The 16,267-nt window shown below is 28.5% G+C and carries 26 protein-coding genes; 6 read left to right on the top strand and 20 right to left on the bottom strand.

The features are described 5' to 3' along the window. The first annotated feature begins 46 nt into the window (after nucleotides 1-46). From KXZ80_RS07520 to KXZ80_RS07510, 3 genes are all read left to right on the top strand, one after another. The gene (locus KXZ80_RS07520; protein WP_021432864.1) at nucleotides 47-502 is read left to right on the top strand and encodes a hypothetical protein; all 456 of its coding nucleotides are present in this window, start codon (nucleotides 47-49) and stop codon (nucleotides 500-502) included. Between the two features lie 218 nt (nucleotides 503-720). After that, nucleotides 721-1,176, top strand: coding sequence for a hypothetical protein (locus tag KXZ80_RS07515; protein ID WP_021432863.1), 456 nt, complete (start codon nucleotides 721-723; stop codon nucleotides 1,174-1,176). A gap of 297 nt (nucleotides 1,177-1,473) precedes the next feature. Next, nucleotides 1,474-1,797: a hypothetical protein gene (locus KXZ80_RS07510; RefSeq protein WP_021432862.1), complete on the top strand. Its 324-nt coding sequence runs from the start codon at nucleotides 1,474-1,476 to the stop codon at nucleotides 1,795-1,797. A 119-nt stretch (nucleotides 1,798-1,916) separates the two neighbouring features. Here KXZ80_RS07510 and KXZ80_RS07505 read toward each other — a convergent pair whose 3' ends face one another. The 18 genes from KXZ80_RS07505 to KXZ80_RS07430 form a co-directional block, all read right to left on the bottom strand. After that, complete coding sequence (locus tag KXZ80_RS07505; protein WP_021432861.1) at nucleotides 1,917-2,780, bottom strand: hypothetical protein; 864 nt, start codon at nucleotides 2,778-2,780, stop codon at nucleotides 1,917-1,919. Between the two features lie 76 nt (nucleotides 2,781-2,856). Beyond that, complete coding sequence (locus tag KXZ80_RS07500) at nucleotides 2,857-3,321, bottom strand: YopX family protein (RefSeq protein WP_021432860.1); 465 nt, start codon at nucleotides 3,319-3,321, stop codon at nucleotides 2,857-2,859. A 9-nt stretch (nucleotides 3,322-3,330) separates the two neighbouring features. After that, complete coding sequence (locus KXZ80_RS07495; protein ID WP_021432859.1) at nucleotides 3,331-3,483, bottom strand: hypothetical protein; 153 nt, start codon at nucleotides 3,481-3,483, stop codon at nucleotides 3,331-3,333. Between the two features lie 13 nt (nucleotides 3,484-3,496). Continuing rightward, nucleotides 3,497-3,997 (bottom strand): hypothetical protein, encoded by a 501-nt coding sequence (locus KXZ80_RS07490; RefSeq protein WP_021432858.1) that lies wholly within the window; start codon nucleotides 3,995-3,997, stop codon nucleotides 3,497-3,499. A gap of 21 nt (nucleotides 3,998-4,018) precedes the next feature. Next, the gene (locus KXZ80_RS07485) at nucleotides 4,019-4,282 is read right to left on the bottom strand and encodes a hypothetical protein (RefSeq protein WP_021432857.1); all 264 of its coding nucleotides are present in this window, start codon (nucleotides 4,280-4,282) and stop codon (nucleotides 4,019-4,021) included. 18 nt (nucleotides 4,283-4,300) lie between these two features. Beyond that, the gene (locus KXZ80_RS07480) at nucleotides 4,301-4,876 is read right to left on the bottom strand and encodes a sigma-70 family RNA polymerase sigma factor (protein ID WP_021432856.1); all 576 of its coding nucleotides are present in this window, start codon (nucleotides 4,874-4,876) and stop codon (nucleotides 4,301-4,303) included. A 3-nt stretch (nucleotides 4,877-4,879) separates the two neighbouring features. After that, nucleotides 4,880-5,014, bottom strand: a complete 135-nt coding sequence (locus tag KXZ80_RS17755) for a hypothetical protein (RefSeq protein WP_021429033.1) — start codon at nucleotides 5,012-5,014, stop codon at nucleotides 4,880-4,882. 16 nt (nucleotides 5,015-5,030) lie between these two features. Continuing rightward, nucleotides 5,031-5,546 carry a dUTP diphosphatase gene (locus KXZ80_RS07475; protein ID WP_021432855.1) on the bottom strand — a complete coding sequence of 172 codons (516 nt, stop codon included), beginning with the start codon at nucleotides 5,544-5,546 and terminating at the stop codon, nucleotides 5,031-5,033. A gap of 38 nt (nucleotides 5,547-5,584) precedes the next feature. Next, complete coding sequence (locus tag KXZ80_RS07470; RefSeq protein ID WP_021432854.1) at nucleotides 5,585-6,457, bottom strand: hypothetical protein; 873 nt, start codon at nucleotides 6,455-6,457, stop codon at nucleotides 5,585-5,587. A 22-nt stretch (nucleotides 6,458-6,479) separates the two neighbouring features. Further along, nucleotides 6,480-7,202 carry an MBL fold metallo-hydrolase gene (locus KXZ80_RS07465; RefSeq protein WP_021432853.1) on the bottom strand — a complete coding sequence of 241 codons (723 nt, stop codon included), beginning with the start codon at nucleotides 7,200-7,202 and terminating at the stop codon, nucleotides 6,480-6,482. A 2-nt stretch (nucleotides 7,203-7,204) separates the two neighbouring features. Further along, nucleotides 7,205-8,080, bottom strand: coding sequence for a recombinase RecT (locus KXZ80_RS07460; RefSeq protein WP_021432852.1), 876 nt, complete (start codon nucleotides 8,078-8,080; stop codon nucleotides 7,205-7,207). 26 nt (nucleotides 8,081-8,106) lie between these two features. Further along, on the bottom strand, nucleotides 8,107-8,376 hold the full coding sequence (locus tag KXZ80_RS07455) for a hypothetical protein (RefSeq protein ID WP_021432851.1): 270 nt from the start codon (nucleotides 8,374-8,376) through the stop codon (nucleotides 8,107-8,109). A 1-nt stretch (nucleotide 8,377) separates the two neighbouring features. Then, nucleotides 8,378-10,339, bottom strand: a complete 1,962-nt coding sequence (locus tag KXZ80_RS07450) for an AAA family ATPase (RefSeq protein WP_021432850.1) — start codon at nucleotides 10,337-10,339, stop codon at nucleotides 8,378-8,380. Nucleotides 10,340-10,388: 49 nt separating this feature from the next. Further along, nucleotides 10,389-10,613: a hypothetical protein gene (locus KXZ80_RS07445; protein WP_021432849.1), complete on the bottom strand. Its 225-nt coding sequence runs from the start codon at nucleotides 10,611-10,613 to the stop codon at nucleotides 10,389-10,391. A gap of 10 nt (nucleotides 10,614-10,623) precedes the next feature. Continuing rightward, entirely contained in the window at nucleotides 10,624-10,749 is a 126-nt protein-coding gene (locus KXZ80_RS17750) for a hypothetical protein (RefSeq protein ID WP_021432848.1), read from the bottom strand. A gap of 15 nt (nucleotides 10,750-10,764) precedes the next feature. Continuing rightward, nucleotides 10,765-10,953: a helix-turn-helix domain-containing protein gene (locus tag KXZ80_RS07440; RefSeq protein WP_021432847.1), complete on the bottom strand. Its 189-nt coding sequence runs from the start codon at nucleotides 10,951-10,953 to the stop codon at nucleotides 10,765-10,767. A gap of 13 nt (nucleotides 10,954-10,966) precedes the next feature. Then, the gene (locus KXZ80_RS07435) at nucleotides 10,967-11,701 is read right to left on the bottom strand and encodes an ORF6C domain-containing protein (protein ID WP_021432846.1); all 735 of its coding nucleotides are present in this window, start codon (nucleotides 11,699-11,701) and stop codon (nucleotides 10,967-10,969) included. Nucleotides 11,702-11,776: 75 nt separating this feature from the next. Next, on the bottom strand, nucleotides 11,777-11,974 hold the full coding sequence (locus KXZ80_RS07430; RefSeq protein WP_021432845.1) for a helix-turn-helix transcriptional regulator: 198 nt from the start codon (nucleotides 11,972-11,974) through the stop codon (nucleotides 11,777-11,779). A gap of 185 nt (nucleotides 11,975-12,159) precedes the next feature. On the opposite strand from KXZ80_RS07430, the gene KXZ80_RS07425 reads away from it, so the two are divergent. From KXZ80_RS07425 to KXZ80_RS07415, 3 genes are all read left to right on the top strand, one after another. Beyond that, entirely contained in the window at nucleotides 12,160-12,612 is a 453-nt protein-coding gene (locus KXZ80_RS07425; RefSeq protein ID WP_021432844.1) for a helix-turn-helix domain-containing protein, read from the top strand. Nucleotides 12,613-12,678: 66 nt separating this feature from the next. Further along, nucleotides 12,679-13,095 carry an ImmA/IrrE family metallo-endopeptidase gene (locus KXZ80_RS07420; protein ID WP_021432843.1) on the top strand — a complete coding sequence of 139 codons (417 nt, stop codon included), beginning with the start codon at nucleotides 12,679-12,681 and terminating at the stop codon, nucleotides 13,093-13,095. A gap of 14 nt (nucleotides 13,096-13,109) precedes the next feature. Then, nucleotides 13,110-14,237, top strand: coding sequence for a site-specific integrase (locus KXZ80_RS07415; RefSeq protein WP_021432842.1), 1,128 nt, complete (start codon nucleotides 13,110-13,112; stop codon nucleotides 14,235-14,237). A gap of 163 nt (nucleotides 14,238-14,400) precedes the next feature. On the opposite strand, the gene KXZ80_RS07410 is transcribed toward KXZ80_RS07415, so the two are convergent. Together KXZ80_RS07410 and sfsA are read right to left on the bottom strand one after the other, a co-directional pair. Further along, a complete protein-coding gene (locus KXZ80_RS07410; protein ID WP_021432841.1) occupies nucleotides 14,401-15,417 on the bottom strand; it encodes a M42 family metallopeptidase in 1,017 nt (338 codons plus the stop codon). 140 nt (nucleotides 15,418-15,557) lie between these two features. Further along, the gene (gene sfsA / locus KXZ80_RS07405; protein WP_021432840.1) at nucleotides 15,558-16,253 is read right to left on the bottom strand and encodes a DNA/RNA nuclease SfsA; all 696 of its coding nucleotides are present in this window, start codon (nucleotides 16,251-16,253) and stop codon (nucleotides 15,558-15,560) included. Nucleotides 16,254-16,267: the final 14 nt, after the last annotated feature.

The raw sequence follows: 16,267 nt of genomic DNA, 5'->3' as shown, positions 1-16,267 counted from the left end.
TATAGTTACTAAGTTACTAATATGAATCTTAAAAAGGAGGTTCACTATGTATTTAAAGAAATTAAGTGTTATATTTTCTATATCAATACTTATTTTGTCAAGTTGTATAAATACTATTTACGCTCTTGATGTTCCACCATCTGATCCATTCATAAACTCTATTGATAAAGATTTAGATTTTTTAGATAGTAATATGTATGTACTAATAAAATCTATAGCTTCAGAAAACTTAGATGTAAATGCTGCTAAAAAACAAATTAGTTTTGTAAGAACATTAATATATGATTTAACTGAAAAAGCTTCTGATTTACCAAAAGAGCAATATGATGTAGCTTCAGCTTTACAAGCCATATTAGGTTTTTATAAATTATCTATATTAGAGGCTAATAAATACATAGACTCAAAAAATTCAGATGATTTAATTAGCTCTATAAATGCTTTTTCAATGGGATATACAGCTTCAATTAACCTAAGAAATATAGTTTTCAGAGCGGGAAAATAACATCCCGCCTTTTTAAATTATATAGTCCTTAATATAACTGCTCCTAATAAATATGCAGTAATCCAATGCCTATAAATCTTACTAATATTTCTTTCATATCTAATCTCCTAAACATATTTATGGTTTGTTCCCTATTTAAATTTATCTCATTTGCTAAACTTTGCTATTATAAAATTTATTAGTTTTTGCACATACTATTTTAGAAAGGATGTGTGTTCATGTACTTAAAGAAATTAAACATTATACTTTCTATAACTCTCCTTATTTTTATAGGTAGTGTAAATACCTCTTCTGCTATTAAAACTTCATCCCAAACTTCAAATAGTAATGAAATTACTAAAAATCTAGATCATTTAGATAATAATATGTATATATTAATAAAATCTATTTCTGCAGAAGAGTTTAATCAAGGAGAAGTAAAAAAACAGATTAAATTTTTAGGCTCTTTAATATCTGAATTAAATAAAAAAGCTTCTAATCTTCCAAAAGAACAACGTGATGTTACTGCAACTTTGAAATGCATATTAAGTTTTTACAACTTATCTGTAATAAAAGCTGATGACTATGTTAATTCGAAAAATTCCAATGATTTAATCAGTTCTATAGATGCTTTTTCAACAGGTTACAAGACTTCACTTAACTTAAGAAATCAAATGTTTAAAGCGAGAAAGTAAAATCTCGCTTTTTTATTGTTTTAGAGTAATTTATATAGTTCCTAATATAACTGATCCTAACAAATATGCAGCTGTTAATATCAGCATAGCTTTAGTTCCATAAAAAGCTAATGATCATAGCTTTTCATTTTTAGAACATATATGTAGTAATCCAATTCCTATAAATCCTACTAATATTTCTTTCATATTAAACTCCTAAGTTCTTTAATTTTTACGTTTATCGTCAATTTTTACTAGTTTTATTATCGAATATTTATCTTTTTAATAGTTAAACTATACTAGAAAGGTGGTTTAAGTATGAAAAAGAAAATAATTGCGCTTTTACTAGTTTCATGCTTTTTATTAAGTGTATCTAGTAATACTGCTCATGCTCTTAACGTATTTAAAGAGGGTGTATATAAAGTTGCAGATTTAAATTTTTCAGAAGACAATCAATACATGGCCCAAAATGTTTCTCAAACTGAAGGTGCTTACCTTCAAATATTTGATGAAAAACAGGTTTTAGTTCAGTCTATTAGATTTCAACCAGACTCCGAAAAATTTAATTTAGTTAAAATTACACCTGAGTTTAGAATAGTAATCGTCGGCGGAGGTTCTATTTATATTTATCCCGCTAAATAAGGTTGCTGATTAGTATACTAGATCAAAGGTGCTCTTATAGGGCATCTTTATCATTTTCTTTTCTCATAAACTCCACCTCATATTTAATTTAGTTTCATGGACCATAAGATCCAGGATATTTATTTCAAACCCCTTTTCCTTAATTCTCTTTCTAGCTCTTTATTTGTCAGTCCCTTAATAAACTCTTGTTTATCTAAAAAGGATTTGGGTTTTCTATCTTCTTTTAACCTTCTTATTTTTAAATCTTCATGTTTTACATCGAATAATTCAAATGATGCAACATTCGTATATTCAGTGTTATTTAATATAACCCACCACATATTATTTATATTTCTATAAACTTTACCTCTACAAAGTCTTCCACTCCATCTATCTCTAAAATACTTTATCTGGCCGTTATATATTATTTCTCCATCTCTATCTATATTATTTCTATAGCCATCACAAGTTTGCCCATCTAAGTCAGATAGTTTAAATCTCATATCTTCTTGATCATGATGCCAACTTTCAACATAATGATTCTTTATATTATCTTCTGCTAACTTATAATCTTCGTCCGTTTTTTCTTTAATTCCTAAGCTGATTAAGAATTCCCTTATATGTTTTGTTTCATTTAAAAACATTAATTTAATTAAATAAGGCATCTTTTCAAACTTATCGAAATCATATTCTCCACCATTACGATTTTCAAAGTTTATATTTTGAAAAAACTCTATTTCAAATCCCGCTGGATATCTACGAGCTTTAAACTCTAAATCTTCTTTCTTACCATACCAATAATCTTTGCTAATGGATTTATACCTTTTTACTATTTCTGGATCTCTTCCAATTTCAAATCCTCTATCTTTCATAAAATTTAATACTCTATGTAAAATCGAATAGTGTTTGTAATCTTCATGAAGAATTCCTTTGCATTCTTCATTATTTCTAAAACGTATATCAGTATAACCTCTACGTATTCCAAAGTTATTTATATTTTCCATAATATCCTTCATTATTATTTAGTTATCATTATCAATACACTTAGACAAATATACTGATAATGATATGTATTCCTGCTTATTTTAATAAGTCTTTATTCTCATATATGTTTCCTATTATCTCAATTTGATGATCTTCCTCATCTTCAAACATCCATAAAAATGGTTGATATAAAGTCCCTTCTTTTTCTTTTGTTTTTAATGATATCTCCCAATTTTTATAAAATACAACCTCTCCTATTTCTTCTGTTATTTTTTCAAGGTATTCTTTCCCGCAGTTATTCCAATGTTTTCTAAGTACTTTGATTATATCCCCTGTATATATTTCTTTACCGTTTTTATCTTCTAATCCAGTGGATTGCATAATATCTGCATCAAAAGTTCTAAACTCTACGTATCTAGCATCTATTAATTTCATCAGTGAAAGCTTATTTTCATTAGTCCAATCAAATTCTATTTTATATTCACTCAGCGGATAATTTTTATCTGAATAAACCATAACTTTATTAAATTTATCCCAAGCCCTAATTTTAATTTCTTTCATAATAACCTCCTATTTTCTATCTTGCTCTATCTTTTGATAAATAGCCATCAACATAAACACTATAGCTCCAAATCCGCCTATCAGTCCTACGCTAATATCTTCTTCTAAAAAATTAAATGTAGCTATAAATAAATTTAAATATGATAGTACGATGTATTGCATTGTTAATCTCCTCCTACACCATTAGTGCTAACTTAGTGTATATCTCAACTAAATCTTCACCCTTTAATAACTTCTTAATATCATGAGCAGTTATAGTTCTTATAGCTCCATGCTCCGTTCTTTCTTTTTCTATAACATCTATATTAAATGCAATATCTATTTTCTCTTTAACCTGTCTTTGCATTTCAGTAGCTCTTTCAACTTTCTTATACAGATCCATGTTAAATGCTTTTACATTATCCAGTTCTTTATCTCTCTCCTGGATACACCATTTTAGTTCTTTGATTTGCTTATCTCTTTTTTCTAGCTCCAATTTTAACTCCTCAATCTCTTCTGCTTGTTCTTTCTCTTTTAGTCTCGCTAAGTAATCATGTCTTTCTAACTTAAGCTTTAAATTTCTAACTTTCTTATCAGCTGCAGTTTTCGCAGATTCTTGAACTTTAATATCTTTAACTAATTCACCAGTTACTCTTTCATGAGTTTTTCTTAAAACAAACGGTAATTTTATTTTCATCTTTAGTTCCCCCTAATTAATTTAATTTTCAATATAAAATCTATTTACAAGGTAATCTCCATACGCTTTACCCTCTTGATATGCTTCTTCTCTTTCAAATGTATTGAAGTCTGCATATCTCTTCTTACGCTTCTTTTCATGTACATTTATAATAACGTTGTAGTTATCAGTTACAAACTTTTCTACTACTCTGTTATGAGTACTTATAAATGATGAATCTATAAGGTTATTTAATGTAACTACAAGTTTACAACTAGCTCTTTCGACTTCTTTATTGATTTGCATTTATATATCCCCTTCCGTTTAACTTACTTTATTTATTCTTACCAATTCTCCAAGTGATGAATATATTTCAAATTCAGATTTGAATCTTCTTATTCTTCTTGATACTTCTGGTTGACTAATTCCTATTACTATAGATATTTCTCTTTGTGATAATCCTTCTAAGCTTAGATCAATTATTGTATCTATATCTTTAACCTTAGTTGTTTTAGCAAATTTCTTTAAATCACTATATAATCCGTTGTATTCATCGTAACTATAAATAGTATCTTTTAAAGTTATTTCCCTCTTGTCGTCTTTGTTTATTTTCTTATCTATAGACACTAAATTGTCATTGTAATGTTTAGGAATATATCTAGTTATAAAGTGTCTTAACTGAAAATCTATCCAATAAAAAGCAAATGTCGTAAATTTAAATCCTTTACTTTCATCGAATGCCTTTGCTGCTTTAAACAGGCCAATGCATCCCTCTTGATAGAAATCTTCATACAATCCTAAATACTTAATTTTCTCATTTATTCTTTTGTATTTTTTATTTATTGCAAAGTGGACTAACTTAATATTTTCCTCCACTAATAACTCCTCTTTAGTTTTCATACCTTATCCCCTTTTCATCTTGTTTATTATCTTTCTTAAATTTCTAGCTTTGCCTCCACAATACTTACCGCAGTATTTTGCATTAGGCTGTTGTGAGTTGAATTCTTTTCCGCAATATTCACATTTCTTTTTATACATTTCAATCCACCCTTTTTTACTTAAACTTAGGATTTAGATAATTCTTTTTCATTTTTCTAAAGTAAGCTTCTTTAAGTTCATCCAGGTTAAACCCTAAGCTATATACCATATTTATAAAGTTAGGAACTATAATCTCTTTTAGCTTCCTTCTAGATACTCCTATCTTAGGTACTTTATCTAGTCTTGAAGTATCATATATTAATTCTCTAAATTGCTTTATAAGGTCCGATACTTGTCTTATTTCTGTATTTATAACTAAATCAATATCAATGCTATTAGCTATATTGCCTATGCAGCTTAAACAATCACTTAACTCTTCTAACAATTTATTTCTATCAACATCATTGTCATATTCTTTATGTATTTTAGTTTCATTCAAAACCTCAAATAACTCAGATTGTAAATGTAATATTTGCCCTTCTGATATTTTTAAATTACCTTGTTGACACTTTATACCTTTTGTAGTTTCTAAATGCTTAGCAAAGCGCTCTTGCTCTTTTTTTATATAATTTAAATCTATAACTTCACTCATATCTTTATCCCCTTATTTCTAGGAGGGATTAACCCTCCTTAATTAAATTTACCTTTTTGACTTTCCTGTAATATCTTTTCTAATTGCTCCGGAGCATACTTCTTAAAGCTCTGATTTATATTGTGAAATCTAGTCTTTACACTAGGTATAAAATTATTAGTTTTGCCAATAATAGGTTTATAATCTTCTTGAATTGCTTTTAGTAAGTAACCAACAACGTTTTTAACATCTGGTGTCTCACTTACTAACTTAAGCTTTTCAATCAAATAGTTTATTTCCTTGCCAGTAGCTAAGTATGTATTAGCTACTTTTTTTACGTCATCATCTTCTAATAGAAAGTATTTACTAATTTCATCTACAACCTCAGTCAGTACTTTTTTTACTTCTTCTTTTTCTTGTTGTTGTTTTTCTTTTTCTTTTTGTTTTTCTTTTTGTTTTTGTTTTTCTTTTTCCCCACCGTCCGTTATACGGGTCGTGTCACCTGTGGATAACTCATAAGCATCTAGGAATAAATTTCTTATTTTTTCTTTAGTTATGCCTGATAACATATACATTATGAAACTCTTATCCTTAACTTTTTTCAACTCAGATTCTATACAATCAAGTACTGGTTTACTGTGATTATCCAAGTTGTATTTGGCCCAGTTTAATATGCATATTTCTCTAGTTTCCAAGTTATACTTTATTATCCTGTGATGATTTTCAAATCTATCCATGAGAGCATTTATACTTTCCGATGAATATCCTAATTCAAATGCCATCTGTTTTTTAGTTATTTGATATATCCCTATTTGTGTTGTTTTAGGATTAGTTAATAAGTATAGGTAAAACAATTTATCCTCTGGTGTCATTTCTTCTATAACTCTAGGATCTTCCCAAAATTCGGTTTGTACAGCTCTGTATTTTGCCATTTATCTCACCTTCTTCTTTTGCTTATAAATATATTTCTAGTCCTTTTCTAGCCACATCTATAGCTAGTCCTGTTGCCTTAGCTGTCTCTTGTATGAAATAGTCTGAATCACTATTAGATGAACTTAAATGTATTAATAGTAGGTTCTTTACTTTGCTTAGATCATTTGATTTTAAAAACTCAATTACATTCTCTAGTTCAAAGTGACTTTTAACTATCCTATTTCTTAGAGATACTGGAATAACTCCATTCTCTATATTTTCATCTAGTATATTTTTACTATAATTACATTCAACTAAAATATGATTTAAGTTGTTAAAGTTATATTCGCAGTAATAACTATCTGTTATAAAAAGTAGATTTCCTATTTCTTTATGATTTATTAAAAATCCAAGTGGTTCTTCTGCATCATGCTTAGTTTCAAAAGGCATTATAGTAAAGTTTCCAACTTTGAATAACTTTTCACTTTCTATAACCTTGGCCCTATGATGTTCTATTCCTAAACTTTCAAAAGTACCTTTGCTTGCATATACATCTATTCCATCCATATTTAAATATTTAATAGCTTTAGAGTGATCCTTATGTTCATGAGTTACTAAACAACCAACTACATTTTCTAAATCGAAGTCTAATCCTTCTACTATTTCTCTGAATCTTATTCCACATTCCAGGATAAGAGTTTCATCTTTTAGTTGTAGCAAGTAGCAGTTGCCTTTACTTCCACTCGCTAATACTTTCAGTTTCATGTTTAAAACCCAGGTCCATCAAATGTATTTTGTTCTACATTGTCAACTTCTTTAAAAGTTGTATCTACTACATTTTCTTGAGGTATATCTATAGTTTTCTTATTAGCATTTTGAGCTATTTCTTCTTTAACTTCATTGTCAACATACTCTGGATTACCTTCATTATTCATAACTGCTTGGTCGTTAGTTATTGCATTTTGCATTTCCACTGATAATATTCCGTACTTACTTAAAAGTCTTTTTATAACTGTTTTTATTGCCATTCCATCAAAGTCAGTACTCCATAAACTAGAATCAACTACCCATTTTTTCTGACTACTATAACTTTGAGAATACTTTTTAGCGTGTCTTTCCATTTCTTCTTTTGTCATATATAATGTTTTTTCAAAACCGTTAAGTAGTTTAAAATAAGCCATGTAACCAACTATTGTATCTCTATCTATTAAATCTTCATCATCATTAAATTCCATTTCGCCTGTTAGTCTGTTTACTCTCTTTATTTCGCCTTTATATATCTCTATTGCATTTATTGTTTTGTACTGTCCAGTTCTCATAGCTAACTGTATATATCCTCTATATCCCATTTGGAATTGAGCTTTTTTACCTTCTTTTGTATTGTAAGGAACTATATATGCAAATCCTAGATTTTGGTCTATAGGTAAATCTAATGTTGCTGCTACTATAGCTGAACTTATAATACTGTTTGGATCTGAGTCTTTTAAACTTGGTAAATTTGAAACATTAACTATTGATGCCATAAATGGTGCTGCTTTTTTACCCATAATTTCATTTATTCTTTTCTTGTAAACATCCCTATCTAAAAGTTGCTTTATACCTGCTACCTTTGTATTGTTTTGTGTTTGCATTTGATTTGACATGTTAAATCCTCCTTAGTTTTTTTAAATTAATCGCAGTAACTTCTGCTACAATGCGGGCAACCTGTTATAAGTTCTGATGAAGCCCTATTCAACGAATATCCATCTGATATTTGCTTGTATATATAAATCCCATCAAAATCACATATCTCATAATTTTGATATATATTTCTATTGCACTTCCAACAAACTCCATCACTAGGAGCGAAATATGGCGCTCCATTTTTTAATGCATATTCTTTTTGAGCTTCTCTACACTTTGATATTTCTTTATTATCAACTCTTACTAATTCATTCATATTACATCACTCCTTCTATTGAATAATTTTGTATTTTTAATGGGTTATCTTTAGTAACCACAAGGTTTATAATTTGACTATCTATTTCTATAAGGTTATTTACGCTTTCTCTGTTGTCGATAAATATTGGAGCTTGTACATTAAAATGTTTACTTAAAGTATCTATAATATCTAATCCTGCATTTATTTGACCTGCAGTATTTGCATTAGAGAATGGAACTCCATTTACTAAAGCTTCGCAAGTTTCATCTATTCCACCGTTAACCTGCTCTTTAAATAACTTGAACTTAACATTTTTAAATTTGCTATTTATATTACTCTCAAGCATATTAACTCTTGTTTTTATAAATAACTCACATAACATAACTATCTTTTCTTGTTTAGCTATCTCAATTCCAAGCTCTTTTTCTTCGTCTAATAACTCTTGTTTTCTAACTTCTAAATCTTTGTTTAATTCTTCCTTGGCTAGAGTTTTATTTAACTCATTTATTTGGTTTATAACTTCTCTTTTCTTAGCTCTAAGATCTTCAACATTTGTATCATTAGGGTTTGAAATCTTAGCTTCTAACTCTGCTATATCTTTATTGATTCTTTCTAAAGTTTCACTATCTGTATCTAGGTAAACAGCTTCAACTTTAAGCTTTTCTATTTCTGATTTTATCTGTGCTACTTTCATATTTTTTTCTTGTATGATTCCAAGTAACTCAGTTGATTGTTTGCTTAATTCATCTAGTTCTAAAGTTATTTTTTCAACTTTTTCTTTAGCTGCAATTCCTTTAGCTTGTATATCTTTTAGGACCTTAGATTTATTTAAATTAAAGTTTTCTAATAGTTCTTGTCTCTTAGCTTCTATATCATTGGTTTCAAAGGCTCTTTTACAAGTTGGGCACTCAGTTTCTATAGAGCTTGTATCTAAGTTTTCTTCTTTCTTATTACCAAATTCAGCTCTTAATTTATTCATTTCGTTGACAAGTGTGTCTTTTTGATAATCCTTAGATTTCTTTTCATTATCAACAGTTATAAGTTTCATTCTAAATTCATTAACTTCATTTTCAGCAACTCTTAACTGGTCCATTAACTCTAATTTCTTAGCTCCACCTCTATTTATAGCTTGTTGATTTATTTCTTGTATTCTTTGTTTCATAGAGAATATAGTTTCTTTATCTTTTAAAATTTGCTCGTTAGCTTTACTGCTATCTAAAAGTCCATCTTCTATCTTTTCTAAAGATGTATTTAAAGTTTCAACTTCTACTTTTATAGCCTTAAAATCTATATCAACTATGCTTCTATCACACTCATTTATTCTTACTGGTATATCTTTCTTTCTATCTCCAAGCTTCTTTATAGTAGCTTTTTTACTTTTCATAACCGTTTCTATATCTTGGCTTGCTAACTCTGCTCTTAAAGGCTCTAGTTCATTTTTACTATCTATAACTTGGTCTGTTGTTATATCCCCTGCAACTTCTAATATAAGTTGTCTAGCATCTTTCCAATTAAGTAAATCACTAAAGTAATATGGATTAGTTAATAGCTTAAATTGTTTTTCATCTGCTATTTCAGATATTTTATTTTGATACTCTGTCTTTTTAACTGGTACATCGTTTATTTCATATATAGTTTCATTACCAGTAAATGTTTTTTCAGCTTCTCCACGTTTCTTAGTCCACTTTTCTTTATATATCTTAGTAAGCTTAATCTCTGTTCCGTCTATATCTAAAACTGCTGTTACTGTTGGATTTAATCCTCTTATTACAGTGTTATTTTCATCCAGTGGCTTTATATCAAAAGTAGTTCTATTCTTGCTATCCTTATCAAACATAATCCAGTTAAAAGCATCGAATATACTTGTTTTACCTAATGCATTTTCTCCTTGGATATTAGTTACTTTTGAAAAATCTATTTCTAGTGATCTTATCCCTTTAAAATTCTCTATACTTAACTTTCTTAAAAATATTGAACTCATATTTATCCTCCTGTGGTATACTATATTTACGATTTTTTAATTAAATTTTTTATTTTGAGCCTTTGCAGGGCTCTTTTTTTATATTTATTTCTGTATTTACAAATTCTAATGTTTGCTCCCAAGCTTCTATTTTATTTTTTAATCCTTCTGCATAGAAACTCATATAGTTTTCTTCTTTAGCTGGTATATCTTTTTCTATTGCTTGATTAAACATATCTTGAGTTACTTCTATTTGAGTTTGTAATATTTCTTTTATCCTAACTAAGCTATCCATTGTCTATGGCCTACTTTCTCTCTAATCTCATTCCTGCAAATTTCCCATCTGCATATATAAAGATCCAGTTCTTATTTTCATATAACTTTATGCAATCTTCTAAAGTTAGTTCGAAAAACGTTTTACTCATATCCATTTGATATCACCCCCTTTAAAATCCATCCCAATGATCTAACCAATCAAGAAAAGGTTGAGACGGTATTTTGTATAACCTTCCAATCTTTATAACTTTGAACATTTTTCCTGTTGTTTCAGCTTGTCTTATTAAACTGTATGCAGTTCTCTCACATATACCTAGCAACTCTTGTATGTCCTTAGCTGTGAATACTTTTTTAGTCATTTTATATTCCCCCTTATGCAAATGAAGCTTGTCTATTTAATCCGTTTATTGCAAATAATATAACTTCATCCGGACTCCAATTTTCTATATAATCAACTGCATCCTCAAAATCCTTCACTGCTGTATTTCTGTAACTATTAACTCTAAAATGTTTTTTGTAGCTTCTCCATAAATCTTGGAATATTCTATTTTTAAGTTTTTTATATGCTTCACTGCTTTTACCATCTAGCAATTCAACTACAGTTCTATTTGCAGTCATTCTAAGTTCCTCTTGTTGGCTATAGTCAATAGTCATTGTATTTTCTAATTTTGATAACCTATTATCCATTTCAACTGTTTTCTTATCTATTGTGAATATAGCTTGTAATTCTTTTGATAACCCTTGTAAAGAATATGATCCATTGCTTCTTAAAGATGGCAAAACATCTTCCATTACCCATTTCTCAAATTTTTCAGCAGATGAAAGTTTAGATTTTATTATCAATCTATAAATATCTCCTTCTGGTATTACATTCATAATTTGAGTGAATCCATTTCTATCTACCATATCGTGTTTCACGATACCCTTGCAGTGTCTGATTATTGCATCGTTAGCATTTTTATATCCTAATGCTTTTGCTATATCCGATGCTACAGCATAAGGTTTGCCTTCTATTTCTAATGCTCTAACTTGTCCGAATAATTCATTTGTAAAAGTCTCAACTTGGTTCATTTTTACATCTCTCCTATCTACTATTTGTGTTTCCATTCATATACCTCCTATATTAAAGTTGCTTTTGGGAAAACTATTAGTAAGTTTCTAAAGTTTCTTTAAAGACAACTTTTAAGTTAAAAAAATTTTTACTACTTCTTCATCAGTAAGACTGAATATATTTTTTAGCTTTGTTACCTCATCTACGGAAAATGGGTTTTTACCATTTTCTTTACGAGAGTAGGAAGCTTTACCTACTCCAAGCTTTTGGGCCAAAGCTTCTTGAGTTAAATCATATTTAGCTCTTAGGATTCTAAGCTCTTTTTTCATTCGCACCACCTCTAACTTAGTATTTTATGCTTTGTTAGTTGTCTTTAGAACAACTTTATATCTAAATAATATTACATTAAAAACAACTTGTCAACGATTTTTGATAAAAAAGTTTCTTTCTAAGTAACTTTTATTTATTTTAACGCAACTTCGTATATAATATTCGTATTGGAGGTGTAAAACATATGGATAGTTTTGGAAAAAGATTTAAAGAAGAACGGTTGTTGAAAAGACTGACTCAAGAACAATTAGGGGATAAGTTTCATGTAAAGAAAAGTTCTATAAGTCGTTATGAAAATGATAAGCAAATGCCAGAGGTTTCTTTATTGAAACAATTTGCTACTTTCTTCGGAGTATCTATTGATTACTTGCTTTGTAAAACTGATGATAAATCAGAAACAGAAAATTGTAGTTCTATAAAAAATTCCGATTGCAATGAAATTAAAAAAGTTAATAAATTTGAAACTGCGCAAGAAGCTTTAGAATTTATATTACAGCAACCGAGTTTAATGAATTATGGGGTTCCAGATTTAACTGACGAGGAATTGGTTGAATTTGCAAATGATTTGCTTCAACATATAGAATACTTAAGTTTTAAGTATAGACAAGATAAAGACAAACAAAATAAAGACAAATAAAACAAATACAAATAATTTGAAACAAAGTTAAATATAAGAATAATTAGGGGGATTTTTTTTAGAATTATGGAGAGTAAAAAGATTTACGATATAGTAGAACGAATAGTTGATCATTTTAATACCAATGATCCTGAAATATTATGCGATGAATTAGGTTTGGAAATAAAAAATGTCAATTATGGAAAAGCCTATTTTATGGGTGGAAATTTAAATTTAGTTTTTATAAATAACGGTTACAGTAAATTATCTAGAAAAATTGTTTTAGCTCATGAGTTAGGCCATTTCATACTTCATAAAGGAGACAATGTTAATTACTTTAGAAGTACGCAACCAACTATTGATAATTCAGAGAAAGAAAGACAGGCTAATTTATTTGCAGCTTATATGTTGTTTAGCGATCAGTTTTTAAAGATAAAATTTGCAGATATGACAAATTATCTATTAGAATCATTCTTTAATGATTTAACAGGAGAATTAAACTAAAAGAGGTGCTTTATATGAATGAGGTCAAGTCAGCATTTATAAGAAAACGTAATAAAAACTACAATGTTTATATAGAGTATGTAGATAGTACTGGAAAGACGAAGCAAAAAAGCCAAGGGAAATATACTATAAAAAAAGATGCTGAAAAACATCTTATAGAATTAAAAAATTCGCTAAATAATAATAAATTTGTTGTATCTAAAGATATAACATTTGTTGATAGATGCAAAGAGTATATGGCTGATGAATTAAAAGGTTTCTCTAATAATACTTTAACAGTAAGAGATAGTATGATAAAAACTACTATATCGCCTTTCTTTAAAGATATTAAGTTAAAAGATATAACTCCCGCTATACTTCAAGATTATGCTAATACAGTTTTTAAAAAGCACACACAAGCAAGTGCTAGACATAGGCTTAGTTTTGTGAAAGCAGTCTTAAACGAAGCTTACAGATTAAAAGAAATTAACGATAATCCAACTCACTTCGTAAAAACACCAGGTAAATCACTTAAGAGTAATAGAAAAGTTGCTCAAGTTTACGATAGAGATGAGGTTAAGCTTATAATACGTAGGATTGAAGGCGAACAAATAGAATTGCCAATATTATTAATGCTAACATTAGGCTTACGAGCTGGAGAAGCTGTTGCATTAAGATGGCGAGATGTAGATTTTGAAAATAATATAGTGCATGTAAGACAAAATTTAGTATATACTCCAGGAGAACCTATTTCATTTAAAAGTCCTAAAACAGAAGGTTCTGAAAGATCTCTATCTGCACCAAGTGAATTAATGGACAAGTTAAAAAATGCAAAGTTAAAATACGATAAGTATAATGCAGCTGGCATACTTGAATATGAAGATTTAATTTGTCTTAATTCTGTATTAAAACCTCAAGTGCCTAGAGTTTTAATAAGTAACTGGTATAGATTTTTAGACAAAAACAATATAAGAAGAATTAGACTTCATGATTTGAGACATACTCATGCTACAATGCTATTATTAGCTGGAACAGATATGAAAACGGTAAGTAATAGATTAGGGCATACTGATATAAAGATAACTATGAATAGATATTCTCACGTTTTAGAAGAAATGGATAAAAAAGCATCTGAAAATATATCTGATTTGATGTTTAAATAATTGTCAGTTATATTATATATTGTCAGTTAAACAATGTTCATATGTCAGTTTTACTTTTGAAAATGTCAGTTTTATGTCATGTAAACAAAGTATGCTACTTAAGCTTAAAGTAAGTTAACATTAGTATTTGTAATGGTTATTGCATATAGCTTCATGAATATGCTTATGCAATAATCATTTTAACTGTATTATCATAATCATCCTTATGAATTATACTAGCATGAGAATGGATATATCTTGTAGGAATACCAATACTTATACAAGGAGCTCCATTATGGGCCAAGTGCATCTGGCTAGCATCAGTTCCTCCAAATGGAAGTGCATTTATCTGATATGGAATATTAAGTTCTTCAGATAAATTAATTAAATAGTTTTTAAGACCTACATGACCTACTAAACCTCCATCAAATATATGTATTTGAGGTCCGCTTCCAAGCTTACCATCTCCTAACTTAGTATCGCATCCTACAGTGTCATTGGCAATACTTACATCTAGTGAAAATCCAATATCAGGATTTATTATATTAGAGCTAGTTTTAGCTCCTCTACATCCAACTTCTTCTTGAACAGTGCCTACTGCGTATACTATGTTTTTATGATCTTCATTTTTTAAACTTTTTAATATATCTATACATAGCGCACATCCAACTCTATCATCCCAAGCTTTAGCAAGTAGATACTTAGTATTTGCCATTTGTTCAAACTTAAAATATGGAGTTATCATATCTCCTTGTTTTATTCCTAGCTTTTCAACTTCATCTTTTGATTCAACCCCTATATCTATAAACATATTTTCTTTATCTATAGAAGTTTTAACATCTTTGATATTTATTGAGTTTATTATTCCTGTATATTCATTTCCAGTCGATGTTGTTATTATAACCTTTTGGCTATTCATAACCTTTCCACTCCAACCGCCTAATGTTTGAAAAGTTATAAATCCATTATCATCTATATTTGTTACTAAAAAACCTATTTCATCCATATGCCCTGCTAGCATGACTTTAGGGCCATCTTCATTCCCAACCTTTTTACAAATTAAACTTCCTAAATTGTCTGTAGTTATTTCATCTACAAATTCAGATATATATCCTTTCATTAAATTTCTAACATCTTTTTCGAATCCTGGAATTCCTTTAGCTTCTGTTAATTCTTTAAACATATCTAACTGTGTACTCATACGCTCCCCCTTTAATTTTAAAAAGTATAATTATAATATTATACTTTTACAGTTCAGTAGATATTACTCAAATATAAATCTAATATTTAAAATTCCACAAAAAAATAGTGTAATTTAATAAATTACACTATTTTTAAACTTTATAATATTACTTTAACCTTTTCGTTTATACTTATAGAATTTTCACTTACATTGCAATCGTATGAAATTATATTAACTCCATTTAAATTTGCTTTTTTTAACACATCTCCAAACTCTTGATGCATTTTAATATTAGGTGTGAAATACTTTACATTATCCATTTGTACAACAAATAATATATAACTTACATAACCATCTTTAGATGCTTCTATAAGCTCTCCAACATGCTTGACGCCTCTCTCAGTTTTCGCATCTGGAAATAAGACCACGCCATCCTCTTCTAGAGTAACTCCTTTAATCTCAACAAAAGCTTTTTTTGATTTTGTTTCTATATAGATGTCAAATCTAGATGATTTATATGTTTTTTCAGGCTTTATAGTTATTATCTCCTCATCTAGTCCAGGAAGAACTATTTTTTTATTTAGTAAAGCTTCATAAGCTATTTTATTTGGAACTTGAGAATCCATATTTATTAATCTATTTCCTTTTACAACACTTATAAGTGAATACTTAGTTTTTCTATTTGGATTGTCATGTTCTTGTAAATATACAGTACAACCTTCAATAAGAAGTTCTTTACATCTTCCGGTATTTTTTACATGAACAATTTCTTCTTTTCCATCTACAATACAATGTGCTATAAATCTATTTGGTCGTTTTATAAATGTAGCTTTTACAATATTATCATAAATCATGTTATCATCCCTCA

This window comes from Paraclostridium bifermentans (assembly GCF_019916025.1).
GTDB lineage: Bacteria > Bacillota > Clostridia > Peptostreptococcales > Peptostreptococcaceae > Paraclostridium > Paraclostridium bifermentans.
This window is presented reverse-complemented; position numbering and strand designations above follow the sequence as displayed.